Genomic DNA, 22214 nt, shown 5'->3' on the forward strand with positions numbered 1-22214 from the left:
CTACCCGCCTGTCATAGGTGGAAAAAACGCGACCTCGCGCACACCAGCAAGCGGGGCGTCAAAATCAGCAAGCTCTTGGTCCAACGCGACGCGCAAGGCAGACGTATCTTCAAAAGCGGCGGCATAGCGTTCTTCACGCGCCCTCAATTCTGCAACCAAATCTGCAACGGTCACAGCGCTCGTTTCAATCTGTTCGCGCGGCAGGCCAATGCGCTCGCGCACCCACGCAAAATACAAGACGTCCATCAACGCCCCTCCTTCAGATGCGGCATAGCCTTCATCATATAATCCCACCCCGTCACCGCCGTCAGCGCCGCAGCGAGCCATAAAAGAAACAGCCCGATCCGGCCCGACCATTCCATAGCCAACACCTTCCAGCCCAACCCAAGCGTATCTTCTTCAGTGCCGTTCAGGATTGCTTGAACCATCGTTTCATCCATGCCGTAGACACTCATTCCCAAATAATGCTCAAACACCCCTTGGCTGAACAAGACGGCAATCGCAGTCATCTGCAATGCAGTCTTCCATTTGGCCAACTTCGTCACTTTCAAAGTTCCCGCAGTATCGCCGAGATATTCCCGCAAACCCGATACAAAAACCTCACGAAACAAGATCACAGTCGCAGGTAGCACAAGCCAAGGCGACCAACTTGAAAAGCCAATGATAACCATCAAGGCAATTACAACCATCGCCTTATCCGCGATAGGATCCAACATCGCACCTAGCTTTGTCTCCTGCTTCCACGCGCGTGCAAGATAGCCGTCAACCCAATCCGTCACCGCCGCCGAGACAAAGAGCAGGAGTGCAAACCAATCCGCATAGGGACGCGTGAAATACAAAAACATCACAGCCACACAGGGCGCAGCAAGCAACCGCATCACGGTCAGGATATTTGGTACATTCCACTTCATAATTGCACCCTACACCGCGCAAACATCACGTAAAAGCACGAACCCTGTCCCCACAGGAACAAGACATCTGATATGCGCGATCCTTCGCTTCTATTTAGCAAATCAAGTCACCCCAAAGGAAAAAGGCGAGAGAGTAAGAAGTCTCGGCTCACCCTTTCTCATGGAAGTAGGCATAGATCGTGTCAGCCAATGCCCCTGACACCCCCTCAACCGCTTTTAAATCATGCAGATTCGCGCGTGCGACCGCCTTTGCCGAACCGAAATGTGCCAGCAGTGCGCGCTTTCGCGCGGCTCCCACCCCTGGAACATCGTCAAGCGGTGTGGCCCCAACAGATTTTGCCCGCTTGGCGCGGTGCGTTCCAATTGCAAAGCGGTGTGCCTCGTCGCGCATGCGCTGAATAAAATAGAGCACCGGATCATTGTGCCGCAGAGCCATAACTGGCCTACCCGTGCGGTAGAATTCCTCCTTACCTGCATCACGGTCCTCTCCCTTGGCAATGCCAATCATCGGGATATCCTCGACGCCATACTCCCGCATAATTTCACGCACTGCACTCACCTGCCCCGCACCGCCGTCAATCAGCAGCAGATCAGGCCAATTCCCCTCGCGTCGCTCTGGATCTTCCTTGATCAGGCGCTTAAAGCGGCGCATCAACACCTCTTTCATCATGCCAAAATCATCACCTGGGGTAAGGTCATCCCCGCGAATGTTGAATTTGCGGTACTGGCTTTTCATCATCCCCTCTTGCCCCGCAACCACCATCGCACCTACGGCAAAAGCACCCTGAATGTGGGAGTTGTCATAGACCTCGATTCGATCTGGTACTTTTGGCAGATCAAATGCCTCCGCCAATCCTTTGAGCAGTTTGGTCTGCGTGGCACTCTCTGCCATCTTACGTGCAAGGCTTTCTCGGGCATTGCGCAATGCACCATCAACCAGCTCGGCCTTCTCACCGCGCTGTGGCACCAACAACTCGACCTTGCGGTCAATCTTGGTGGCTAGAGCCGCCGCCATCAGGTCCGGATTCTCGATCTCGTGGCTCAGGATAAGTTGGCGTGGCGGATCGCGCTGGTCGTAGAACTGGCCGATAAAGGCCTCCAGAACTTCGGCAGGCTCCACATCATCGCCCACACGCGGATAATAATCGTGATTGCCCCAGTTCTGACCCGAGCGGATAAAGAACACCTGTACACAGGCCTGACCGTCGGACATGTGCAAACCAATGACGTCCGCTTCGCTCACACCTTTGGGATTTATGCCTTGCGTTGTCTGAACTTGCGTTAGTGCCTTGATGCGATCTCTTAAGGCTGCGGCACGTTCAAACTCCATCTCCTCAGACGCCGCAGTCATCTCGGCAGCAAGCCGTGTTTGGATACCAGTCGTCTTTCCGGCGAGAAACTTCTGCGCGTCCTCAACAGTCTGCCGATACTCCTCTGCGCTGATTTTACCCACACAGGGTGCTGAGCACCGCTTGATCTGGTACTGTAAACAGGGCCGTGTGCGGCTTTCGAATTGGGAGTTCGTGCAATCTCGCAGCAAGAACACGCGTTGAAGCTGGTTCAGCGTTCTGTTCACCGCACCCGCGCTGGCAAAAGGACCATAATAAGCGCCCTTTTCCTTCTTCGCGCCGCGATGTTTTTTAATCTGTGGGTAGTCGTGCGTATTGGTAACAAGGATATTGGGAAAGCTCTTGTCATCGCGAAGCAGTACGTTGAACTTAGGCTTAAGTTGCTTGATCAAGTTTTGCTCTAACAGCAACGCCTCGGTCTCGGTCTTAGTCGTGAGAAACATCATCGAGACAGTGTTGTCGATCATACGCGCGATGCGTGGGCTGTGGCCGCTGGGCCGCGCGTAATTACTGACACGGGCCCGCAAGTTTCGCGCTTTGCCAACATAAAGCACCCTGCTCTCGCCATCCAGCATCCGGTAAACACCCGGTGAGCCGTCCAAAGTCTTGAGGTAACTCTGGATGACGTCATAGCCCGAAAGCTGGGGTTTTTCTGCGTCGGACATAACCGTTCGATTCTCTCTCGTTCTCTTCATGTTTTAACAGCAGCATCAACCACTAACATGTCCACTTTTCCTGTGGATAACTCTGTCTATAACTTCTGAACACACAGAGTTTTTCGTTAATTTTTAAGAGGTTCGCTGGAACGACTATTTTTTAGGCAAAAACTTAAACTATTGTAAACAATTGATTTAATTTAATAGTAGCTTCAAAACCGCTCATTAACCAATGAAACCCTTAACAGATTTACCAAATTCCATTCTTACGTGCAAAACTTTGCCACCCTGCGCTTTACTCCACGCCCAAAACATCGGGTGTTTGCCATCCGAGGTGCTGACCACCGTCGACGCACAGCAGCTGGCCCGTGACACCGGGTGCGTCCAGAAAGTATCCCAAGGCAGCGGTAATATCGCGCGGATTTGCGCCGCGTTTGAGAACAGTGGCAGCGCGCTGGCCTTCAAAATGGACTGCTGACTGACGGCTCCCCTGCAACGTGGGGCCGGGGCCAATCGCATTGACCCGAATAGCAGGCGCAAGAGCCTGGGCCGTCGTTTGCGTTAGTGACCAAAGCGCGGCTTTGGCAAGCGTATAGGTCATGAACTCGGGCGTGAGTTTGCGCACCCGTTGATCCAGCATGTTAACGATCAAGCCAGAAGCAACTGGCTCCCCTCTGTCATCTGTTTCAGGCTGCAAATCCTGCGTTGCCATCGCCTGACTGAGTACGAAGGGGGCACGCAAATTCGAATTTATGTGCCTGTCCCAGCTGACGCGCGTCGCACTTGTGATATTGTCATATTCAAATATCGACGCGTTGTTCACCAAACAGGTGATTGGTCCCCCCAATTCCTCAGCCGCACGCGGCAGAAGCGTCTCCATCTCATCAAGATCCAGAAGATCAGCTTGGAAAGATTTGGCTTGGCGTCCCATCTCTTTGATCTGTGCCACCACTTCATCAGCTGCGTCAGACGACGCCGCATAGTGCACTGCGACGTCAAACCCCCGCTCTGCTAGATGCAGCGCCATAGCGCGGCCAAGTCGCTTACCCGCGCCGGTTACCAATGCTCGTTTCATGTTATCGTCCTTAACCCGCCAAAACCACAAAGAGATAGGTGGCATATAGCGCAGTGAGGGCTAACCCCCAGACCCGCGTGATGTTTTGACCAAGATAAACAAATGGGATCAGCAGCAACGATGCGCCAAGCATGACCCACAGATCAAAGCGCAAGAATTCGGGATCCACCTCAATCGGTCCAACCAGTCCCGCAATTCCGATTATTGCCAGAAGGTTAAACATGTTTGACCCGATAACGTTGCCCAGCGCCACATCGGCCTGACGGCGCAGCGCCGCGACAACAGTTGTCGCCAATTCTGGCAGGGATGTACCAATGGCAACCAGTGTGAGGCCAATCACCGTATCGCTAACCCCGAATTCCTTGGCTATAACTGTTGCGTTATCCACCAGCAGAGACGCACCAAGAGGCAGACCTACGAGCCCGAGGGCAAGGAACAGTCCAATCTTCCAGGTCGGCATATCGGGATCGACCCCTTCAAGATCTTCTTCCTCGTCCGTGGCCTCGGCCAAATCCGCATTACGATGGGCACGTGCATCCCGCGCCGCATCAAACAGCATCGCTGCAAGGGCTACCAATAACGCGATCGATGCAACCCAGTCGAATACCCCGCGATATGCCAGAGCAATAAACAGGAGCGTCGCCGCAATCATGTGGTTAAAAGATTTGCGCGTGTTGCATTCCGATGTGTGCATCGTGGCAAGCAAGGCAGGAATACCCAGAACCAGAAGGATATTAGCTGTGTTCGAACCCACAACATTCCCCATCGCAATACCGGGAACGTCGTCCAGAACCGCTTTTATAGAAATGAGAAGTTCGGGTGCGGAGGTGCCGAAGGCTACGATCGTGAGGCTGACAATAAGGGCTGGTATGCCAATTCTCAGGCTAAGGTTCACTGCCCCTTTTACAAGCGCATCCCCTGCAAGGAGCAAAATCACTAGCCCGAGGCCCGACAGTATCCACGCAGTCATCATCCCCGCTTCCCTCCACAGGCGCAGGGCCCTTTACCGATGCGGTAGCGTCCACATTCTTTACATTTGCGTTGTGTCAGGGCCTTACCGCCGATCCAATGCATTTTACCAAACCAGCCCAAGACGCCGATGAAAACCAGAAACAAAGCAACAATTTTTAGGATCATACTAAAGGCCGAATCGTGCAAATTGGGCGCGTTCTTCTATGCCGTGCACCGCATCCCCTATGATCTGCGCACCAAAACGGTTGAGCAGACCTTTCTTTACACCATAACGGCGCATCTTTACCTTCTCGCCAAACCGCTCTTGCAGATGCGGTTTGATGTGGCCAATACCGTCGATCAATCCGACCTCAATCGCTTTGCGCGCAAGCCAGATTTCGCCGGTGAACAGATCACGGTCTTCGGCCAACTTACCCGCACGGCGGGTCGTCACATGCTCTTTGAAGTTTACATGAATATCTTCAAGCAACTCTTTGAGCCGCGCGATATCTTCGGGCTTTTCCGGCTGGAATGGGTCAAGCATGGATTTGGAATTGCCCGCCGTATAGACGCGCCGCTGCACGCCGTTTTTTTCCATCAACTCATGCAGGCCAAAGCCTGCTGAAATAACTCCGATGGAACCGACGACCGATGATGTATCGGCATAAATTTCATCCGCTGCTGCCGCGAGCCAATAACCACCAGACGCAGCCACATCCTCGACAAAGGCAATAACGGGAATCTTCTTTTCTTCCGCCAAGCGCCGAATCCGCGCACCGATCAACGAGGATTGCACAGGGCTACCTCCCGGTGAATTAACCTCAAGTGCGACTGCGACGGGCTTACCCCTAGAGAAGGCTTTCTCAATCACAGGCGCAAGGCTCGCATCATTGAGCGCGCCGCGTCCAGAGGTGCCAATCATCCCCGACAGCCGGATCACAGCTACGGTCGGGTCACTTTTCAAAAAGGGGAGCCATTGTTTCATTCCTCACATGTAGAGCCGCACGGCCCCAGCAACAAGGAGGGGGCGAGTGATTATTGCCGGATGCGCCAGCCTGTTTTGAATATCCACCAAATCACGGCCATGCAGAGCGTGGTAAACCCTGCAATCGCGAAGAGACTCAGGCCGATTGACACGTCTGCCGACCCAAAGAAGGACCAGCGGAAGCCCGAGATCAAATAAACGACGGGATTGAAGTGGGAGATGATTTGCCAAACGGGCGGCAGCATCGAGATGGAATAGAATGAACCGCCCAAAAAGACCAAAGGTGTGATGATCAACAGCGGCACCAGTTGTAATTGCTCAAAATTGCCCGCCCAAATGCCAATGATGAAGCCCATCAGCGCAAAACTGATGCAGGTGAGGACCAAGAAGCCGACCATGGCAAAGGGGTGCTGTATTTCAAAATCCACAAACAAAAATGCCGTGGCAAGGATGATGACGCCGATAAACAACGCCTTGGTTGCCGCAGCGCCTACATATCCCATCACGATTTCAAGGAAGTTCACTGGCGCGGAGAGCAGCTCGAATATCGTGCCAATGAATTTGGGGAAGTATATCCCGAAACTCGCGTTTGAGATCGACTGTGTAATCACGCTAAGCATGATCAACCCCGGCACGATGAACGCACCATAGGAAACACCCTCGACCTCTTGGATACGGCTGCCTATAGCCGCGCCAAAGACGACAAAGTACAGCGAAGTGGAAAGAACCGGTGAGATGAAACTCTGCGTGATCGTGCGGAAAAAGCGTGCCATCTCGAAGACATAGATAGATTTTACAGCGGTCCAGTTCATGGTGCATCTCCTTCGTGAACGAGGTCGACAAAAATATCCTCAAGGCTGGACTGCCTTGTGACAACATCGCGCAAGACCAGCCCCGCCGCCGCCACGTCTGCCAGCAACTTGGTAATGCCCGTACGCTCGCTCTTGGTGTCATAACTATAGATCAGCGCGCTGCCGTCGCCCTTGAGGCGTAGGGTGTCCGACGCAAGACTGGCAGGAATTTCCAAGATTGGCTCAGAAAGTTGGACCTCCAACTCCTTCTTGCCCATCCGCGCCATCAGCTTGGATTTTTCTTCGACCAAGAGGATTTCACCTTGCGCAATCACGCCGATGCGGTCGGCAATTGCCTCGGCCTCTTCGATGTAGTGGGTGGTCAGAATGATCGTGACGCCGTCACGCTTAAGTTCCGCAACAATCTCCCACATGTCGCGCCGCAACTCAACGTCTACGCCTGCTGTCGGCTCATCCAGAAACAAGACGCGCGGCTCATGGCTCAGCGCCTTGGCTATCAGAACGCGGCGTTTCATGCCCCCTGACAACTCGCGTATCTGGCTGTCACGCTTGTCCCAGAGGGACAGTTGACGCAGAATTTTCTCAATCAGCGCTGGATTGGCAGACTTCCCAAACAGCCCACGCGAGAATTTTACCGTGTTCTGAACCTTCTCGAACGGCTCAAGGTTAATCTCTTGGGGCACCAGCCCGATCATGGAGCGAGCAGCGCGGAAATCCTTGACAGTATCATGTCCGCCCACTTTGACGCTGCCCGATGTGGCTGTTGTTATTCCGCAAACAGTTGAAATCAAGGTCGTCTTGCCTGCACCATTAGGTCCAAGCAGGGCAAGAATTTCGCCCTCCTCAATTTGAAGGTCCACCCCCTTAAGCGCCTCGAACCCGCCTGCATAGGCTTTTCGCAACGCAACTACATCGACAATCAGGGGCATGGCAGTCTCCAGTTTGGGCTAATGCCTACCTAGACCGCTTTGCGCAGCAGCAACAAGAGGGCCGCTGCGTTACGATTTCTTCAACCCGAACCAGCCTTTTTTGCCTTCAGCCTCAGGGGCGTCTTCTGCGGCGTCCGCCTCTGGGGGACCCTCAAGCGTCGCTTGCAAATTATTAAAGAACTGATCCGCCATTTTCTTAGCGAATCCGTCAATGATGCGGCTACCCAGTTGCGCCAGCTTTCCGCCGACTTTGGCCTCTACGTCATAGCTCAACTCGCAACCGTCCGCAGTGGCGACCAGTCGTACATCAGCACCACCTTTTGCGAAACCAGCCGCGCCGCCCTTGCCTGCACCATCAATGCGCAGCGAAGTATCAGGCACCATATCTGTGATCTCGACTTCACCTTTGAACGTCGCTTTCACGGGGCCGACTTTCTGCACAACCGTCGCAGTGAAACCTTCTTCCACCGATCCCGACACTTCTGTCGCCCCCGGCACACAGGCCTTAAGCATTTCGGGATCAAGCAAAGCCGCATAAACCTCGGCGGGGGTCGCGGCGATCTGGCGGGTGTCTGACATTTGCATGGCGTAGCTCTCCTGAGTTGAAGCCTAACGCTATGAATTTTTCTGGACAGCTGCAACGGGATTGATGAAGGTGGCGGGATGACAACACCCTCAAATCGTGCGGGCCTTGCAATCGCATTTGTGCTGTTCGGGGTTTTGTGCATCTCCCTCAACGACATGCTCATCAAACAGCTCTCGAGTGGCTATCCGCTGCACCAGATTGTATTTTTTCGCTCGTTGATCGCCCTGCTGATTACGCTGGTGTTCTTGCAGTTCGAGGGCGGCTTTGCTGCGCTGCGCACCGACAAGCCCCTCTTGCATCTGTTTCGCGGTATCTTGGTCGTCATTTCGAATATGGCATTCTTTCTGGCGCTCGCCGTGCTGCCGCTGGCCGATGCCACTGCGCTTTTCTTTGTGGCACCGCTCTTTATCACGCTGCTGTCGATCCCTTTGCTGGGTGAAAAAGTAGGCCCCCTGCGCATCGGTGCTGTGATCGTCGGCTTTATCGGTGTGATCATCATGCAGCGCCCGTGGGAGAGTGGTGACAGCCTCCCCGCCTCGCGCATTGTGTTACTCTTGCCTGTGCTGGCCGCCCTCACCTATGCGCTCAACCAGTTGATGACCCGCAAGCTGGGGGTCAAGGCACCTGCCTCAACGCTTGCGATCTATATCCAAGCGACATTCCTCATCGTCTCCATTGGCTTCTACCTTGTGGCGGGCGACGGTCGCTTTGCTGCCAATACCACCAATGCCTCGCTTGAATTTCTGTTGCGGGCATGGGTCTGGCCCACCCCATCAGAGCGGATCTGGCTTTTGGTCATGGGGGTAAATGGCGCGCTCATCGGCTATTCACTCAGTCAGGCCTACCGCCTTGCCGATGCAGCAACGGTTGCACCGTTTGAGTATATCGGTCTCCCCTTGGCCGTATTCTGGGGGCTAATGGTCTTTGGCGATTTGCCCACATGGGAGGTTTGGACAGGAATTGCCCTCATCATCGCGTCAGGATTGTTTGTGTTCTTCCGCGAGCAGGCCAAAGCAAAGCGCACAACCGTGCGCCCCGTTGCCAGACGACACTAGCTGACCTCGATCACAATCTTTCCCGTCGCTTTGCGGGTACGGAGCAGATCAAGCCCTTCGTTCGCCTTTTCCAAAGGCAGCACATTGCTCACATGCGGCTTGAGCTTGCCCTCAAGATACCAGCCCATAAGCGTCGCAAAACTGCGCGGCAGTGCCTTCGGCTTTAGCTTAGCATAACCGCCGATGTAAAAGCCCAGAACCGTCATGTTTTTGACCAGAAGGATATTCGCAGGGATTTGCGGCACCTCCCCACTGGCAAACCCCAGCGGCAACAGGCGCGCTCCTACGTTACATGCCCGCATCGCGGCTTCGAACTGTGCGCCGCCAATCGGGTCATAAACAACATCCGCACCGCCCAGCGCTTTTACCCGCGCCCGAATGTCGTCGGTGTCGGAATCAATCAGATGGTCCGCGCCCAACCGCTTGCAAATCTCCAGTTTCTCCGCACCGCGCGCACAGGCGATAACTTCGGCCCCCATCAGCTTTCCCAACTCAACCGCTGTGAGCCCAACGCCACCTGACGCACCTAGCACCAGCAGCCGCTCACCTGCCTGCAACTGCGCCCTGTCATCAAGGGCGATATGGCTTGTCCCGTAAGTGATCAGAAACGCAGCAGCATCGGTGAAGGGCATCTCGTCAGGGATCGGCACACAAATCTCGGCGCGCACAGCGGCAAATTCAGAGAGACCGTTCACACCACTGTGGGCTGCAACGCGCTGCCCCACGTGCAGGTCCGTGACACCCTCACCCACATGAGTAATCACCCCGGCAAGCTCCATCCCCGGCGTAAACGGCAAAGAGGGCTTTTCCTGATAGCTGCCTTTGATCATCAGCGTATCACCAAAATTGAGGCCACAAGTTGCAACCTGTACCACCACTTCACCCGCCGCAGGAGTTGGCATTTCGAGCTGCATCATTTTCAGTGGCGTGTTGTAGTCCGTTACCTGCATGGCACGCATCGCGCAGCCTCCCTTTGCGTGGAATTTATCGCAGAGTGGCCTGCGGCATCCCGAGTTTCAAGACGGACAGATTATGTCGTGAACTGGACCTTCACGCGCAGACCCGGTGCAGCATCCTCGAACGACAGAACTGCACCGTGCAATCGCGCGACCCCGTCCACAAGGCTCAACCCCAGACCGTTGCCAGGGGTATTGCGACTTTGATCAAGACGGTAGAGGCGTTGGGTCACTTTCGTACGCTCCTCCTCGGGTATACCCGGACCGTTGTCTGTCACCAATAAGGTTACGCACTGCGCATTTTGCACAATAGAGACCCCGATCTCAGCGCCCACACCCGCATGGTTTACCGCATTTTCAAGCAGGTTTGCGACCAGTTGCCCCAGAAGGTTCTTCTCACCCAAAACAATTGCATTGTCAGGGCCGATAAAATTCAAAATCTGATCACGTTCTGTTGCTGTCGGCTCATAAATTTCAACCATCGTGCGGCACAACTCGGCCAGATCAACATGCTTGAATTGCCCTTTGAGCGTGCCATTCTCGACCTGTGCCAGTTGCAACAGCGACGCGAAAACCGCCGATATTCCATCGACCTCCTCACGAGTCCGTGCCACAAGGTCGGCCCCCGCCCCCTCATCAACAACGTCGGCCAATGCCTCGAGTTGCAATGAGACACGCTGCACGGGTGTTTTCAGATCGTGGGCAATGTCAGAGGAGACTTGCCGCAAGGTCGCGACATTGCGCTCTTGCGCGACTGCCATCACATTCACGGCCTCGCCAATATTGCTCAGGTCATCCGACCAGCGTGGCGTTCGTACCACACGCGCCCCCAGATCACCGCCCGTCAATCGCTCAAGTGCTGCACGTATCACCTCTACATGCCTTTGGGAGCGCCGTGCAAGAATGAGCCCTCCCGACAGCGCAATGAGAACAGTGGGCAGCAAGCTAATCCACAAAATATTCAGAAACACAGGTTGCAAGGCTTCGATCTCGGCGCGGCTGCGTGCGATGGTCAGACGCCCACCATAAAGCCGCTCACTCAGCGCGAGGTATTCACCGTCCAATTCGGCCCGCCCTTCTTCAAGAGAGATGATGTGGAACCCCTCATCATCTCGGGCCACTGCACCGTTACCGTAAATCCGCCCCGTGCGCGTTATATAGCTCAGGACAAGGCGATCTGGGTCAGTCTCTTGAGATTCGGCCTGTACCAAAAGAGCAACCGCACGGGCCGAAGGAGCAGCGCGAAACCCTGCCAAATCTTGGGCCAGATCATCGCGGATGGACTGCTCAAACGCCGCACGGGTCACCGCATAACTCGCGGCCAGGCTCAGCAGGCTGACCGAGCCGAAGAGCACAACCAGCACCAGCGCCAGTCGCAGCGGCATGGAGCGCCACAGCTGTTTCATCCGTCTATCCGATAACCTGCACCGCGCACAGTTTTGATCAGTTCGGTCTCGAACGGTTTATCGACTTTGGCCCGCAGGCGGCTCACGTGGGTCTCGACCACGTTTGTCATGGGGTCAAAGGACAAATCCCACACACCCTCAAGTAGCATCGTACGGGTCTGCACACGCCCTTTGCGGCGCAGCAAAAACTCCAGCAGCGCGAATTCGCGCGGCAGCAGATCAATCTCCTGACCGCTCCGCATCACTTTGCGCGTAAGCAAATCCATCGTCAGATCGCCAACCTGAAGCACTGTTTCCTGCTCAACTGCTTGCGGCCTGCGGCCAAGGGCGGCGACCCGCGCGGACAACTCACCAAAGGCGAAGGGTTTGACCAGATAATCATCGCCCCCCGCGTTCAGCCCGCCAATACGGTCCTCCACAGACCCCATCGCCGTGAGGAAAAGCACAGGCGTTGTATTGCCCGCGCCGCGCAGGGTTTTGACAAGGGTGAGGCCATCCACATGCGGCAGCATACGGTCCACGATTAGCACATCATGCCCGCCGCCCGTTGCGGCAACCAGCCCCGCACGCCCGTCTGTTACCAGATCGACGACATGACCCTCCTCGCGCAACCCGCGTGCGATGTAGGTACCCGTTGTCGTGTCATCTTCAATCACAAGTATTTTCATAGCATCCATATAGCCGTTCGGGACCAGCTGTGCATCCCGCCTGCGTATTACAGTTTTGTATAGCTGCGCAGGGCTGTCCCGTAACCTTGGACCCCCATCTTTGCTGCAATCGAAAACGAATGCACGAGGAACAATTATGACATCTTTACTTACAAAATCCGCACCCCTTGCTCTGACCTTGGCGCTATCCCCTATAGCCGCTTTTGCTGTACCAGCTGGCGGTTATGGAGATCTCGTTGAACAGGTCGCCCCCGCCGTCGTCTACATTGAAGTCATCAGCGCGGCACAACCTGCCCACGCCTTGCCAGACAACATGCCAGACGCATTGCGCAAACGATTTGAACAACGAATGCCGCAAGCACGCCCGCAAGGCGGGTTGGGCTCCGGCTTTATCATCTCGGAGGAAGGCCAGATTGTCACCAACCATCACGTTGTTGCGGGTGCTACAACGGTGAAGGTCAAAATGGCTGACGGGCGCACATTCAATGCTGAGGTAATCGGCAGCGATCCCGCCACAGATATCGCACTGCTCTCGATCAAAGCCGATGTTGATCTGCCCTATGTCAGCTTTGGCACCTCAGAGGAGATGCGCGTGGGCGATGAAGTTGTCGCCGTTGGCAATCCCTTTGGCCTCAGTTCAACCGTGACCAGCGGGATCATTTCTGCCAAGTCGCGTAACATCAATGCAGGTCCCTATGACGCGTTCATCCAGACCGATGCCGCGATCAATCAAGGCAATTCTGGTGGGCCTCTGTTTAACAACGAAGGCGATGTGATCGGCGTGAACACAGCAATCATTTCACCGGGTGGCGGCTCTGTCGGGATCGGATTTGCCGTACCTTCCGATATCGTACGTGATGTTGTCGCAGATCTATCGGATGACGGGATAGTCACACGTGGCTGGCTCGGAGTGAGCATTCGCCCAATGAGCGAGGAAGTGGCAGAGGTTTTAGGATTCGATAACGCTACAGGTGCCGTGGTCGAAGCAGTAGCAAAAGACAGCCCTGCGTCCAATGCGGGATTGGAAAAAGGTGATATTATTCTCAGCTTTGACAGTTCCGATATCAAAGAGCTGGGCGATCTGACCCGTGCCGTAGCCGCGAAAAATCCGGACGACAGCGCAACAGTCACCGTATTGCGCCGAGGAAAGGAAAAGACCCTCACTGTCACGATCGGAACACTTGCCCCTCAAGAGGCCTAATCCCTCAATACGCGTGTCCCCACATGCGTAGCCCCCCTTGTGTCTACCACATCCCGGGGGGGCAGCCCCGATGCCCCCCGCATCGGGGCATTTTTATTTCAGGCGCAAATAAGCGCACAGCTGGATGTCGCAACCAAATGCGCTGGCCCAGCGCAGACGCGGAGTATATAGCGTTGTGCATGACACGCATTAGTCAAACATATCTGGGACGTTTGCTGCTTGCCGCTGTAACACTGGCATTGCTCAGTTTGCCCTTTGCACATCGGTCTAGCGCAGCACCTGCATCACCGGAAATGGTGCAGTTTCTTGCCATGGGCGGAAGCTTTGCCGATATCTGCGGGGACATTGACACAGCGACAACTGGAAATTGCGAAAGCTGCCGGGTCGTTGCCGCCATGCACCTTGCTCCGCCCGTTCAGGTGGCGCATCCTGTATTTATTGCGGTAGAGGTACAGGCAACTCCGAACCCGTATGTCTTTGTGTCGGGCCCTGCCCTTCACCGCTCCCCTCCTGTGCGTGCGCCCCCACGCGCCTGACGTTTGCCCAAATCCTACGTCACAGATATCTGCGGGCTCTTGCCTGCACAGCTTCACAGGAAAACAACATGAATATTTTTACAAAATCCGCCCTCGCGGTTCTTCTTTCTGCCGGCATTGCGCAGGCTGGCAACTATACGCTTGGTGATCTGAAAATCGAACACCCCAGAGCATTCGAGACCGCAAAAAATGCCAAAGTAGGCGGCGGCTACATGACACTTACAAACAATGGCGGTGTAGATGACACCCTCGTTGAAGTACGCGTTGCCGAAATCCCCCGCATTGAACTGCACCTCTCCGAGACGGACGCCAATGGCGTCGCAACCATGACCGAGCAAAAAGGCGGTATCCCTGTCCCCGCAGGTAAAACGGTTATGCTTATGCCTGGTGGTCTGCATGTCATGTTTATGGGACTGGGCGGCGATCCATTTGAGTTAGGCGAGCAGATCAACGCCACACTTGTTTTTGAGCAAGCAGGCGAAATTGACATTGCATTTGACGTTGTAGCGCGCACCGCGGGCGACCATGGCACCATGAAACATGGCGATCACGGTACAATGGATAACTCGGGCGAGACAAATTCCGACTAAGGCACAATGAACAGGCCGGAGCAATCCTTCGGCCTGTTCACAACTTTGATATCTTTTCGAGACAGCGGTTCAAAATCTCCCGCTCCTGCGCTGTGAAATGCGCCGACAGCTTTGCATCGTAGGATTTTGCCGCCTCAAACAGATCACTATAGACCACCTGACCCTGACGGGTGAGCGCCAGCGTCTCGTGGCGGCGGTCCTGCTCTTGCGGTGTCCGAACCAGAAACCGCTTCTGCTCAAGTGCGTATACAGCGCGGCTCACCTTGGTTTTGTGCAGGCTTGCGCGGTCACAAATGCCCTTGGCCGTCATTGCACCATACCGCCCTAGATGGAACAGGACCCGCCATTCGGTACGCAGCATGCCATAGCGTTGGCGGTAGTACTTCTGAAACCCGATACTTGTCGCCTCCGCCGCCTGATTGAGGGCGTAGGGCAAAAAGCGGCTTAGATCGAAATCATCATCAGTCATTTTGTAAAGTTATCTGTTGTTAGTTACAAATCAAACTAATATCTCATGTCTGATCGTAAAGGGGGAAATCCGATGAACAAAGAGCAGTCGCCACATGGTTTGCAAACTGCCGCGACGCCCGTGGGCACCACGGATGGATACATGCCCGGATTTGGCAATGATTTCGAGACGGAAGCCCTTCCCGGTGCGCTGCCGCAGGGAATGAACTCCCCGCAAAAGGTCAACTATGGCCTTTATGGAGAGCAGCTAAGCGGGACTGCCTTTACAGCGCCGTCGCACCAGAACGAGCGGACATGGTGCTACCGCATCCGCCCTTCGGTGAAACACACTCATCGATTCACGAAAATCGACCTGCCCTACTGGAAATCCGCGCCCCATGTTGATCCTGATGTTGTGTCCCTCGGCCAGTATCGCTGGGATCCTGTACCCCATTCCGATCAGCCGCTCACATGGCTAACAGGCATGCGCACCATGACCACGGCAGGTGATGTGAATACCCAAGTGGGCATGGCAAGCCACATCTACCTTGTCACCGAGAGTATGAAAGACGCCTATTTCTACTCGGCTGATTCCGAGTTGTTGGTGGTCCCCCAAGAAGGCCGCCTGCGTTTCGCCACCGAGTTGGGCGTGATCGACATCGAGCCGCAGGAAATCGCGATCATCCCGCGCGGGCTGGTCTACCGTGTCGAGGTGCTGGAAGGGCCTGCGCGCGGGTTTGTTTGCGAAAACTATGGCCAAAAATTCCACCTGCCCGGTCGTGGCCCGATTGGGGCGAATTGCATGGCAAATCCCCGTGATTTTAAAACGCCCGTGGCGGCGTTCGAGGATCGCGATGCGCCCTCCACCGTGACGATCAAATGGGCTGGCCAGTTCCACGAGACCAAGATCGGACATTCGCCCTTGGACGTAGTCGCATGGCACGGCAACTACGCGCCATGCAAATACGATCTGCGGACCTATTGCCCTGTCGGTGCGATCCTGTTTGACCATCCCGATCCATCTATATTTACCGTCCTGACAGCCGATTCCGGCGTGGAAGGCACCGCCAACATCGACTTTGTACTGTTCCGCGACCGTTGGATGGTGGCTGAGGATACGTTCCGTCCGCCGTGGTATCATAAAAATGTAATGTCAGAACTGATGGGCAATATCTTTGGCATCTATGACGCCAAGCCAAAGGGCTTCATCCCTGGCGGCATGAGCCTGCACAACATGATGCTGCCGCACGGCCCTGACAAAAACGCATTTGAAGGTGCATCGAATGCTGACCTCAATGCGGAAAAGCTAAGCAGCACTATGTCCTTCATGTTCGAGACCCGCTTTCCGCAGCACCTCACGGCATTTGCTGTAAATGAAGCGCCTTTGCAGGATGACTACATCGATTGCTGGACCGATCTTGAAAAGAAGTTCGACGGCACACCGGGTAAGAAATAATGGAAATTGTTCTCTCCATCATCTTCTTTATCTTCATCTGCGGTCTGCTTATGTTTTTTGATATGCGTCGTGGTGCACGCCCACCGCGTAAGCATGGCGGCCGCTCGGACGGCTCGGTTGGCGGAAGCAGCGATAGCGGATGGTTCGGCGGCGATTGCGGCGGCGGCGGTGGCGATTAAAAATTGGTGCAGCACCTCTGCACCCAATCTAAGGAAGTAGAATGACATTGATGAAATCATGGGTCGAAAGCGCGAACAGCGCCGACACCCAATTCCCGCTCAACAACCTGCCCTACGGCGTATTCACGACCAACGCGCTTGAGCCTCGGTGTGGTGTAGCGATCGGTGATATGATCCTCGACATGCTGGCCGCAGAAGAAGCAGGATTGATCGAGCTTGCCGATGATCCTGTGTTCGACGTCCCTTACTGGAACGATGTGATGGAGCTTGGCCCAGAAGGCTGGGCCGCGCTGCGCGAGCGTTTAACACAACTGCTAGCGGATGGATCGCCCGAACAGGCGACTGTGGCTCCCATGCTCGTCCCGATGGCGGATGCCCGCATGGAAATGCCATTTGTTGTTGCCGAGTTTACCGATTTTTACGCAGGCAAACACCATGCCACGAATGTGGGCACAATGTTCCGTGGTGCTGAAAATGCCCTGCCGCCCAACTGGTTGCACATTCCTATCGGATACAACGGGCGCGCGTCGTCAGTCATCGTGTCAGGCACAGACGTGATCCGCCCCAATGGCCAGACCAAAGCACCCGATGCGGATATGCCTTCTTTCGGACCCTGCAAGCGCCTCGATATAGAGCTTGAGATGGGCGCGATCGTGGGTACCGCCTCCGAGCTGGGCCATCCCGTTACAGTCGCTCAGGCGGACGAGATGATATTCGGCTACGTCCTGCTCAACGACTGGTCTGCACGCGATATCCAGGCGTGGGAATACCAGCCGCTTGGGCCGTTCCAAGCCAAAGCGTTTGCGACTTCGATCTCTCCGTGGATCGTTACGCGCGCGGCACTGGAGCCGTTCCGCACGTCCACGCCCGCGCGTGAAGTGACACTTCTGCCGCACCTCCAAGAGCCTAAGCCGATGCTCTATGACATTGACCTGAGGGTTACGATCAAGCCCGAAAGCGGCGAAGCTAAAACGATATGTGAAACAAATTTCAGCGAGATGTATTACTCAGCAGCACAGCAACTCACACATCATGCAAGCTCCGGCTGTGCGATGACACCGGGCGATCTCTTGGGCTCTGGCACCATTTCTGGCGCCGAGAAGCACCAGCGCGGTAGCCTGCTTGAGATGTCTTGGGGCGGTAAGGAGCCGATTGATATCGGTGGCGGCCAAACCCGCAGCTTCATCGAGGATGGCGACACCCTCACACTTCATGGCGCAGCGAAAGGCGACGGCTACCAGATCGGTTTCGGCATCTGTACCGCCACGATTAAACCCGCTGTCAAATTCGGTTGACCCGCCTTACCTAAAAGGACGCCCATCATGAATAGAATGATCAATGCCGCAGCCTTTGTGCTGCTTGCAACACCTCTATTTGCCCAAGACACACAAGAACTGGCCCTGCAATACAGCCAAATGCCGGAAATACAGAAGATGATGGATGAGATGTTCTCGCCAGCATCCATGAGCGCGCAACTTGCGGCAAGCCTGCCGCCCGGTACAAAAATGACGACCTCCCAGAAGACGCGGATCGGTGAAATAATGTCCAAGGCTTTGGGCGGGCTGCGGCCACGCCTTGAGGAAATTATGGTCGCCAGCAGTGCCGAGACTTTTAGTGCTGACGAACTCAAAGCCTTGATCGCGTTCTACAGCTCTGAACATGGCGCTTCTGTTATGACCAAGATGTCACCCTTTATGGCAAGCGTGATGGGCAGTCTGGCCCCCGAAATGCAAGCTGCGCAGGCCAAGATGGCCCCGCAAATCATTGAAATTATGCAGGAGTAATCACTATGGCCAAGGCATTTGCCTCACAAGGCGACATGACTGAGAAGAAAATCACCTTTGACGAAATCGGCCGCGATCTATGGGCCTTTACCGCCGAAGGTGACCCGAACTCTGGCGTGATCATCGGCGACGAGAGCGTGATGATCGTGGAGGCGCAGGCCACCCCGCGTCTGGCGAAAAAGGTCATAGAGCAGGTCCGCAAAGTCACCGACAAACCGATTAGCCACGTGGTGCTGACCCACTACCACGCTGTGCGCGTGCTCGGTGCGTCCGCTTATTGCGCGGACCAGATCATTATGGGCGAAGCCGCGCGCGGCATGGTGATGGAGCGGGGACAGGAGGATTGGGATAGTGAATTCCAACGCTTCCCGCGTCTGTTTGAAGGGTATGAAAGCATTCCAGGGCTGACCTTCCCCACCACAACCTTCAACGACCGCATGACAGTGCATTTGGGCAAGCGTCGCGTTGACCTCATGCACCTCGGCCGTGCGCATACGGCGGGTGATATCGTGATACACGTGCCCGACGAGAACGTGATGTTTACTGGCGACATCGTCGAGGACCACTCCGCATGCTATTGCGGTGACGGACATTTCGCCGAATGGGGCACCACACTGGATGCAATCAAAGCTTACGATGTGAACTCCATTGCACCCGGTCGTGGTGGTGCGCTTATCGGCAAAGAGGCCGTGAACCGTGCGATTGAGTCAACGCGTGATTTTGTCAACTCCACCTACGCTCCCGCCGCCCGTGTCGCGGCGCAAGGTGGCACACTTAAACAGGCATGGGACGCTGTGCGCGCCGAATGTGACCCCAAGTTCGCCGATTACGCAATCTATGAGCACTGCCTGCCCTTCAACGTCGCCCGCGCCTATGACGAGGCCCGCGGCATTACGCATCCGCGCATCTGGACCGCCGAGCGTGATCTGGAGATGTGGGCAGCTTTGCAGGGCTAAAGCCAAAAGAGAGAATCGGGCGCATTCAGCGAGGATCGCCCGGTCGCATGAAATTGGGGGAATGAAATATGGTCGCCACACGGTACAAAACTGCCTTTCAGCTTTATCCTTACGCAAAAGTTCCAGCACAGGATAATGCGCCCATGCGTCATCCTGTTGTGATTGTGGGGGGAGGTCCTATTGGCCTGTCTCTTGCACTTGATCTGGGGCTCAAGGGCACTCCGGCGTTGGTGCTTGATGATCATGATGGCGCAGGACTGGGGTCCAAGGCGATCTGTTTTGCCAAACGAACTCTGGATATCGCCAACCGCTTGGGCGCGAGCCAAGCGATGGTGGATAAGGGTATCGTCTGGAATGTCGGCAAAGTATTTCATGACGATCACAAGATATTCGACTTCAATCTGCAACCCGAAGCAGGCCACCGCAATCCTGCCTTTATAAACCTGCAACAGCCCTATTTCGAGAAATACCTCGTTGATGCAATCAACACCGCCAAAGCAAATGGTGCGCCAATTGAAATTCGTGGCCGTAACTGTGTAACCGCGCTGGAAAACCATGGCAGCTACAGCACACTGACGGTTGAGACGCCCGATGGTCCTTACCAGCTTGAGGCCGACTACCTCATCGCCTGTGATGGCGCGCGTTCACCGCTGCGCGACATGATGGGGCTAAGCTTTGACGGGCGTGTGTTCGAGGACAACTTCCTCATCGCCGACGTGCATATGAAGGCCGATTTCCCGACCGAGCGCTGGTTCTGGTTCGAGCCGCCCTTCAAGAACAGCGGCCAATCAGCGCTGCTGCACAAACAACCCGACGACATCTGGCGCATCGACTTCCAGCTGGGCTGGGACATTGACCGCGAAAAGGAACTCGACCCAGACCGCATCCGCGCCCGCGTTGATGCGATGCTCTCAAGCCAAGCTGGCCATGTGCCTGAATATGAGTTGGAATGGACATCGATCTACACCTTCCAATGCCGCCGGATGCAGAAGTTCCGCCATGGCAATGTGATCTTCGCAGGTGACAGCGCACATCAGGTCTCGCCGTTTGGCGCACGCGGGGCGAACTCTGGCGTGCAAGACGCCGATAACCTCGCGTGGAAGCTGGATCTGGTGCTCAAGGGGCTGGCCGATGACAGCCTGCTCGACACCTACGCCACAGAGCGCGAGCACGGGGCGGATGAAAACATCTTGAACTCCTCGCGCGCGACAGACTTCATGACACCCAAATCGGAGGTGTCCAAAATATTCCGGAACGCCGTGCTGGAGCTTGCGAATAAACATGAGTTCGCCCGCCCATTGGTGAACTCTGGCCGCTTGTCAGTACCTTGCAACTATGTAGGTTTTGCCTTGTTCGGGGAAGATACGGTTGGCGGTCCTGAAACCACCCGCCCCGGCATGACTTGCCCCGATGCGCCCTTGGGAGACGCGTTTTTGCTTGATCAACTCGGCGGCGGCTTTACTGTTCTTGCGATTGGCACAGATGCGCAGGATATTTCAGCCCACGGCATCGACGCAAAAGCGATCACGATTGCCGCGCCCTGCCATACAATTAAGGTGCGCTATCTGGGCGATGCCGAGCAAGCGGTCTATCTCATACGCCCCGACCAACATATTGTCGCCCGTTGGGCCAACTTCGACGAGACCGCAGTCAAAGCAGCCCTTGGCACCGCAATCGGAAAGGCATGAACATGTTAATTCTTACCCCCAATCTGCCCGATCCGGACGGTTTCTATAACGAACTCATCCAAGCACATGAGGGTCTGACCAAAGAGCAAAGCGATGCGTTTAACGCGCGTCTCATTCTGACTTTGGCAAATCACATTGGTGACCGCACCGTTCTGACCACTGCACTGGAGGCCGCAAAATGAGCGATGTCGTCTTGTGGGATTATCCGAAATCTTCTGCCAGCTACCGTGTGCGCATCGCGCTCAACCTCGCGGAAATCGACTACCGTATCGAAACGGTTGACCTATTGGCAAAACACCACATCAGCGCCGACCACCTTACCCGCAATCCGCAAGGCTTCGTTCCGGTGTTGGATATCGATGGACACAGACTGACACAGTCCTTGGCGATTCTCGACTATCTCGACACCACGCGTGGCCTTGGCCTTCTGCCTGCCGAACCTGCAGCGCGCGCCCGCCAGACTGCACTGGCTCATGCCATTGCTGTTGATCTGCATCCTGTGTGCAACCTTTCCGTTGCAGGCTACGCCACCAAAGGCGAAGAGCCTGCACGCACGGAATGGATGCGCCACTTCATTTCACCACGTATGGCAGCGTTTGAGACAATGTTGGCAGGCTTTATCCAGTCGCCTTACTGCTGCGGAGATGCACCAAGCCTTCCCGACGTCGTGTTGATGCCGCAGATTTACAACGCGCTACGCTGGGGCGCGGATTATGCTGGATGTACTCGCATAAAAGCCGTTGCTGATGCCTGTGCAGAACATCCAGCTTTTAAGCAGGCACATCCCGACCGCTAATGAGACCTGTTACATAGGCAAAAATGAAAATCTATGATGAGCCAGAGGCACAACTGCATTCATCGCAAATAATGCGCTGATCATAAATGAAAAAGTGATGTTGGTGCACCCAGAGCGATTCGAACGCCCGACCCTCTGATTCGTAGTCAGATACTCTATCCAGCTGAGCTATGGGTGCACTAAGGGCGGTTTAATATTAGCGACGGAGTAATGCAAGCCCTCTAAGGGCGCAAAATTAGCTC

At 55.2% G+C, this 22214-nt stretch carries 25 protein-coding genes and 1 tRNA gene; 12 read left to right on the forward strand and 14 right to left on the reverse strand.

What is annotated here, in order from left to right:
• The 9 genes from moaD to Q0775_RS04715 form a co-directional block, all read right to left on the reverse strand.
• On the reverse strand, window positions 1–246 hold the full coding sequence (gene moaD, locus Q0775_RS04675) for a molybdopterin converting factor subunit 1 (protein ID WP_298858200.1): 246 nt from the start codon (window positions 244–246) through the stop codon (window positions 1–3).
• On the reverse strand, window positions 246–911 hold the full coding sequence (pgsA, locus tag Q0775_RS04680) for a CDP-diacylglycerol--glycerol-3-phosphate 3-phosphatidyltransferase (RefSeq protein WP_298858201.1): 666 nt from the start codon (window positions 909–911) through the stop codon (window positions 246–248). Before pgsA ends, moaD begins: the two co-directional genes overlap by 1 nt.
• Before the next feature lie 148 nt (window positions 912–1059).
• Window positions 1060–2925 carry an excinuclease ABC subunit UvrC gene (uvrC, locus tag Q0775_RS04685; protein WP_298858202.1) on the reverse strand — a complete coding sequence of 622 codons (1866 nt, stop codon included), beginning with the start codon at window positions 2923–2925 and terminating at the stop codon, window positions 1060–1062.
• A gap of 286 nt (window positions 2926–3211) precedes the next feature.
• Window positions 3212–3991 carry an SDR family oxidoreductase gene (locus tag Q0775_RS04690; RefSeq protein WP_298858203.1) on the reverse strand — a complete coding sequence of 260 codons (780 nt, stop codon included), beginning with the start codon at window positions 3989–3991 and terminating at the stop codon, window positions 3212–3214.
• Between the two features lie 10 nt (window positions 3992–4001).
• Window positions 4002–4961 (reverse strand): calcium/sodium antiporter, encoded by a 960-nt coding sequence (locus tag Q0775_RS04695; RefSeq protein WP_298859947.1) that lies wholly within the window; start codon window positions 4959–4961, stop codon window positions 4002–4004.
• A 168-nt stretch (window positions 4962–5129) separates the two neighbouring features.
• On the reverse strand, window positions 5130–5927 hold the full coding sequence (locus Q0775_RS04700; protein WP_298858204.1) for a S49 family peptidase: 798 nt from the start codon (window positions 5925–5927) through the stop codon (window positions 5130–5132).
• A gap of 50 nt (window positions 5928–5977) precedes the next feature.
• The gene (locus Q0775_RS04705) at window positions 5978–6739 is read right to left on the reverse strand and encodes an ABC transporter permease (RefSeq protein WP_298858205.1); all 762 of its coding nucleotides are present in this window, start codon (window positions 6737–6739) and stop codon (window positions 5978–5980) included.
• Window positions 6736–7668, reverse strand: a complete 933-nt coding sequence (locus tag Q0775_RS04710) for an ABC transporter ATP-binding protein (protein WP_298858206.1) — start codon at window positions 7666–7668, stop codon at window positions 6736–6738. Before Q0775_RS04710 ends, Q0775_RS04705 begins: the two co-directional genes overlap by 4 nt.
• A 69-nt stretch (window positions 7669–7737) precedes the next feature.
• Window positions 7738–8253, reverse strand: coding sequence for a CoxG family protein (locus Q0775_RS04715; RefSeq protein ID WP_298858207.1), 516 nt, complete (start codon window positions 8251–8253; stop codon window positions 7738–7740).
• Between the two features lie 78 nt (window positions 8254–8331).
• On the opposite strand from Q0775_RS04715, the gene Q0775_RS04720 reads away from it, so the two are divergent.
• A complete protein-coding gene (locus Q0775_RS04720; RefSeq protein WP_298858208.1) occupies window positions 8332–9309 on the forward strand; it encodes a DMT family transporter in 978 nt (325 codons plus the stop codon).
• On the opposite strand, the gene Q0775_RS04725 is transcribed toward Q0775_RS04720, so the two are convergent.
• The 3 genes from Q0775_RS04725 to Q0775_RS04735 form a co-directional block, all read right to left on the reverse strand.
• Window positions 9306–10268: an NADPH:quinone oxidoreductase family protein gene (locus tag Q0775_RS04725; RefSeq protein ID WP_298858209.1), complete on the reverse strand. Its 963-nt coding sequence runs from the start codon at window positions 10266–10268 to the stop codon at window positions 9306–9308. The two genes, Q0775_RS04720 and Q0775_RS04725, sit on opposite strands and share 4 nt — an antisense overlap.
• A gap of 71 nt (window positions 10269–10339) precedes the next feature.
• Window positions 10340–11671, reverse strand: a complete 1332-nt coding sequence (locus Q0775_RS04730; protein ID WP_298858210.1) for a HAMP domain-containing sensor histidine kinase — start codon at window positions 11669–11671, stop codon at window positions 10340–10342.
• The gene (locus Q0775_RS04735; RefSeq protein WP_298858211.1) at window positions 11668–12339 is read right to left on the reverse strand and encodes a response regulator transcription factor; all 672 of its coding nucleotides are present in this window, start codon (window positions 12337–12339) and stop codon (window positions 11668–11670) included. Before Q0775_RS04735 ends, Q0775_RS04730 begins: the two co-directional genes overlap by 4 nt.
• Before the next feature lie 136 nt (window positions 12340–12475).
• Here Q0775_RS04735 and Q0775_RS04740 point away from each other — a divergent pair, with 136 nt between their 5' ends.
• The 3 genes from Q0775_RS04740 to Q0775_RS04750 all read left to right on the forward strand — a co-directional run bounded on the left by Q0775_RS04740 (window position 12476) and on the right by Q0775_RS04750 (window position 14666).
• Window positions 12476–13540 (forward strand): trypsin-like peptidase domain-containing protein, encoded by a 1065-nt coding sequence (locus Q0775_RS04740; protein ID WP_298858212.1) that lies wholly within the window; start codon window positions 12476–12478, stop codon window positions 13538–13540.
• Window positions 13541–13719: 179 nt separating this feature from the next.
• On the forward strand, window positions 13720–14076 hold the full coding sequence (locus Q0775_RS04745) for a hypothetical protein (RefSeq protein ID WP_298858213.1): 357 nt from the start codon (window positions 13720–13722) through the stop codon (window positions 14074–14076).
• Window positions 14077–14144: 68 nt separating this feature from the next.
• Complete coding sequence (locus tag Q0775_RS04750) at window positions 14145–14666, forward strand: copper chaperone PCu(A)C (RefSeq protein WP_298858215.1); 522 nt, start codon at window positions 14145–14147, stop codon at window positions 14664–14666.
• A 37-nt stretch (window positions 14667–14703) separates the two neighbouring features.
• Here the strand turns inward: Q0775_RS04750 and Q0775_RS04755 are convergent, their stop codons facing one another.
• On the reverse strand, window positions 14704–15135 hold the full coding sequence (locus Q0775_RS04755; protein WP_298858216.1) for a MarR family winged helix-turn-helix transcriptional regulator: 432 nt from the start codon (window positions 15133–15135) through the stop codon (window positions 14704–14706).
• A 72-nt stretch (window positions 15136–15207) separates the two neighbouring features.
• Between Q0775_RS04755 and hmgA the strand changes: the two genes are divergently transcribed.
• The 8 genes from hmgA to maiA all read left to right on the forward strand — a co-directional run bounded on the left by hmgA (window position 15208) and on the right by maiA (window position 21972).
• Window positions 15208–16569: a homogentisate 1,2-dioxygenase gene (hmgA, locus tag Q0775_RS04760; RefSeq protein WP_298858217.1), complete on the forward strand. Its 1362-nt coding sequence runs from the start codon at window positions 15208–15210 to the stop codon at window positions 16567–16569.
• The gene (locus Q0775_RS04765; protein ID WP_298858218.1) at window positions 16569–16748 is read left to right on the forward strand and encodes a hypothetical protein; all 180 of its coding nucleotides are present in this window, start codon (window positions 16569–16571) and stop codon (window positions 16746–16748) included. Before hmgA ends, Q0775_RS04765 begins: the two co-directional genes overlap by 1 nt.
• A 41-nt stretch (window positions 16749–16789) precedes the next feature.
• Window positions 16790–18043: a fumarylacetoacetase gene (fahA, locus tag Q0775_RS04770; protein WP_298858219.1), complete on the forward strand. Its 1254-nt coding sequence runs from the start codon at window positions 16790–16792 to the stop codon at window positions 18041–18043.
• 27 nt (window positions 18044–18070) lie between these two features.
• Complete coding sequence (locus Q0775_RS04775) at window positions 18071–18532, forward strand: DUF2059 domain-containing protein (RefSeq protein ID WP_298858220.1); 462 nt, start codon at window positions 18071–18073, stop codon at window positions 18530–18532.
• Window positions 18533–18537: 5 nt separating this feature from the next.
• Window positions 18538–19488, forward strand: coding sequence for an MBL fold metallo-hydrolase (locus Q0775_RS04780; protein ID WP_298858221.1), 951 nt, complete (start codon window positions 18538–18540; stop codon window positions 19486–19488).
• A gap of 68 nt (window positions 19489–19556) precedes the next feature.
• On the forward strand, window positions 19557–21176 hold the full coding sequence (locus tag Q0775_RS04785) for an FAD-dependent oxidoreductase (RefSeq protein ID WP_298858222.1): 1620 nt from the start codon (window positions 19557–19559) through the stop codon (window positions 21174–21176).
• Complete coding sequence (locus tag Q0775_RS04790) at window positions 21173–21358, forward strand: DUF2783 domain-containing protein (protein WP_298858223.1); 186 nt, start codon at window positions 21173–21175, stop codon at window positions 21356–21358. The genes Q0775_RS04785 and Q0775_RS04790 overlap by 4 nt, the downstream gene beginning before the upstream one ends.
• Window positions 21355–21972 carry a maleylacetoacetate isomerase gene (gene maiA / locus Q0775_RS04795; protein ID WP_298858224.1) on the forward strand — a complete coding sequence of 206 codons (618 nt, stop codon included), beginning with the start codon at window positions 21355–21357 and terminating at the stop codon, window positions 21970–21972. Before Q0775_RS04790 ends, maiA begins: the two co-directional genes overlap by 4 nt.
• A gap of 101 nt (window positions 21973–22073) precedes the next feature.
• On the opposite strand, the gene Q0775_RS04800 is transcribed toward maiA, so the two are convergent.
• Window positions 22074–22150 (reverse strand) — tRNA-Arg (locus tag Q0775_RS04800).
• Window positions 22151–22214: the final 64 nt, after the last annotated feature.

The sequence above is a fragment of the uncultured Sulfitobacter sp. genome (assembly GCF_947499945.1).
GTDB lineage: Bacteria > Pseudomonadota > Alphaproteobacteria > Rhodobacterales > Rhodobacteraceae > Sulfitobacter.

Excerpts from the sequence above, each read along its gene's own strand:
- moaD (WP_298858200.1), bottom strand. The coding sequence starts at position 246 with ATGGACGTCTTGTATTTTGCGTGGGTGCGCGAGCGCATTGGCCTGCCG.
- pgsA (WP_298858201.1), bottom strand. The coding sequence starts at position 911 with ATGAAGTGGAATGTACCAAATATCCTGACCGTGATGCGGTTGCTTGCT.
- uvrC (WP_298858202.1), bottom strand. The coding sequence starts at position 2,925 with ATGTCCGACGCAGAAAAACCCCAGCTTTCGGGCTATGACGTCATCCAG.
- Q0775_RS04690 (WP_298858203.1), bottom strand. The coding sequence starts at position 3,991 with ATGAAACGAGCATTGGTAACCGGCGCGGGTAAGCGACTTGGCCGCGCT.
- Q0775_RS04695 (WP_298859947.1), bottom strand. The coding sequence starts at position 4,961 with ATGACTGCGTGGATACTGTCGGGCCTCGGGCTAGTGATTTTGCTCCTT.
- Q0775_RS04700 (WP_298858204.1), bottom strand. The coding sequence starts at position 5,927 with ATGAAACAATGGCTCCCCTTTTTGAAAAGTGACCCGACCGTAGCTGTG.
- Q0775_RS04705 (WP_298858205.1), bottom strand. The coding sequence starts at position 6,739 with ATGAACTGGACCGCTGTAAAATCTATCTATGTCTTCGAGATGGCACGC.
- Q0775_RS04710 (WP_298858206.1), bottom strand. The coding sequence starts at position 7,668 with ATGCCCCTGATTGTCGATGTAGTTGCGTTGCGAAAAGCCTATGCAGGC.
- Q0775_RS04715 (WP_298858207.1), bottom strand. The coding sequence starts at position 8,253 with ATGCAAATGTCAGACACCCGCCAGATCGCCGCGACCCCCGCCGAGGTT.
- Q0775_RS04720 (WP_298858208.1), top strand. The coding sequence starts at position 8,332 with ATGACAACACCCTCAAATCGTGCGGGCCTTGCAATCGCATTTGTGCTG.
- Q0775_RS04725 (WP_298858209.1), bottom strand. The coding sequence starts at position 10,268 with ATGCGTGCCATGCAGGTAACGGACTACAACACGCCACTGAAAATGATG.
- Q0775_RS04730 (WP_298858210.1), bottom strand. The coding sequence starts at position 11,671 with ATGAAACAGCTGTGGCGCTCCATGCCGCTGCGACTGGCGCTGGTGCTG.
- Q0775_RS04735 (WP_298858211.1), bottom strand. The coding sequence starts at position 12,339 with ATGAAAATACTTGTGATTGAAGATGACACGACAACGGGTACCTACATC.
- Q0775_RS04740 (WP_298858212.1), top strand. The coding sequence starts at position 12,476 with ATGACATCTTTACTTACAAAATCCGCACCCCTTGCTCTGACCTTGGCG.
- Q0775_RS04745 (WP_298858213.1), top strand. The coding sequence starts at position 13,720 with ATGACACGCATTAGTCAAACATATCTGGGACGTTTGCTGCTTGCCGCT.
- Q0775_RS04750 (WP_298858215.1), top strand. The coding sequence starts at position 14,145 with ATGAATATTTTTACAAAATCCGCCCTCGCGGTTCTTCTTTCTGCCGGC.
- Q0775_RS04755 (WP_298858216.1), bottom strand. The coding sequence starts at position 15,135 with ATGACTGATGATGATTTCGATCTAAGCCGCTTTTTGCCCTACGCCCTC.
- hmgA (WP_298858217.1), top strand. The coding sequence starts at position 15,208 with ATGAACAAAGAGCAGTCGCCACATGGTTTGCAAACTGCCGCGACGCCC.
- Q0775_RS04765 (WP_298858218.1), top strand. The coding sequence starts at position 16,569 with ATGGAAATTGTTCTCTCCATCATCTTCTTTATCTTCATCTGCGGTCTG.
- fahA (WP_298858219.1), top strand. The coding sequence starts at position 16,790 with ATGACATTGATGAAATCATGGGTCGAAAGCGCGAACAGCGCCGACACC.
- Q0775_RS04775 (WP_298858220.1), top strand. The coding sequence starts at position 18,071 with ATGAATAGAATGATCAATGCCGCAGCCTTTGTGCTGCTTGCAACACCT.
- Q0775_RS04780 (WP_298858221.1), top strand. The coding sequence starts at position 18,538 with ATGGCCAAGGCATTTGCCTCACAAGGCGACATGACTGAGAAGAAAATC.
- Q0775_RS04785 (WP_298858222.1), top strand. The coding sequence starts at position 19,557 with ATGGTCGCCACACGGTACAAAACTGCCTTTCAGCTTTATCCTTACGCA.
- Q0775_RS04790 (WP_298858223.1), top strand. The coding sequence starts at position 21,173 with ATGAACATGTTAATTCTTACCCCCAATCTGCCCGATCCGGACGGTTTC.
- maiA (WP_298858224.1), top strand. The coding sequence starts at position 21,355 with ATGAGCGATGTCGTCTTGTGGGATTATCCGAAATCTTCTGCCAGCTAC.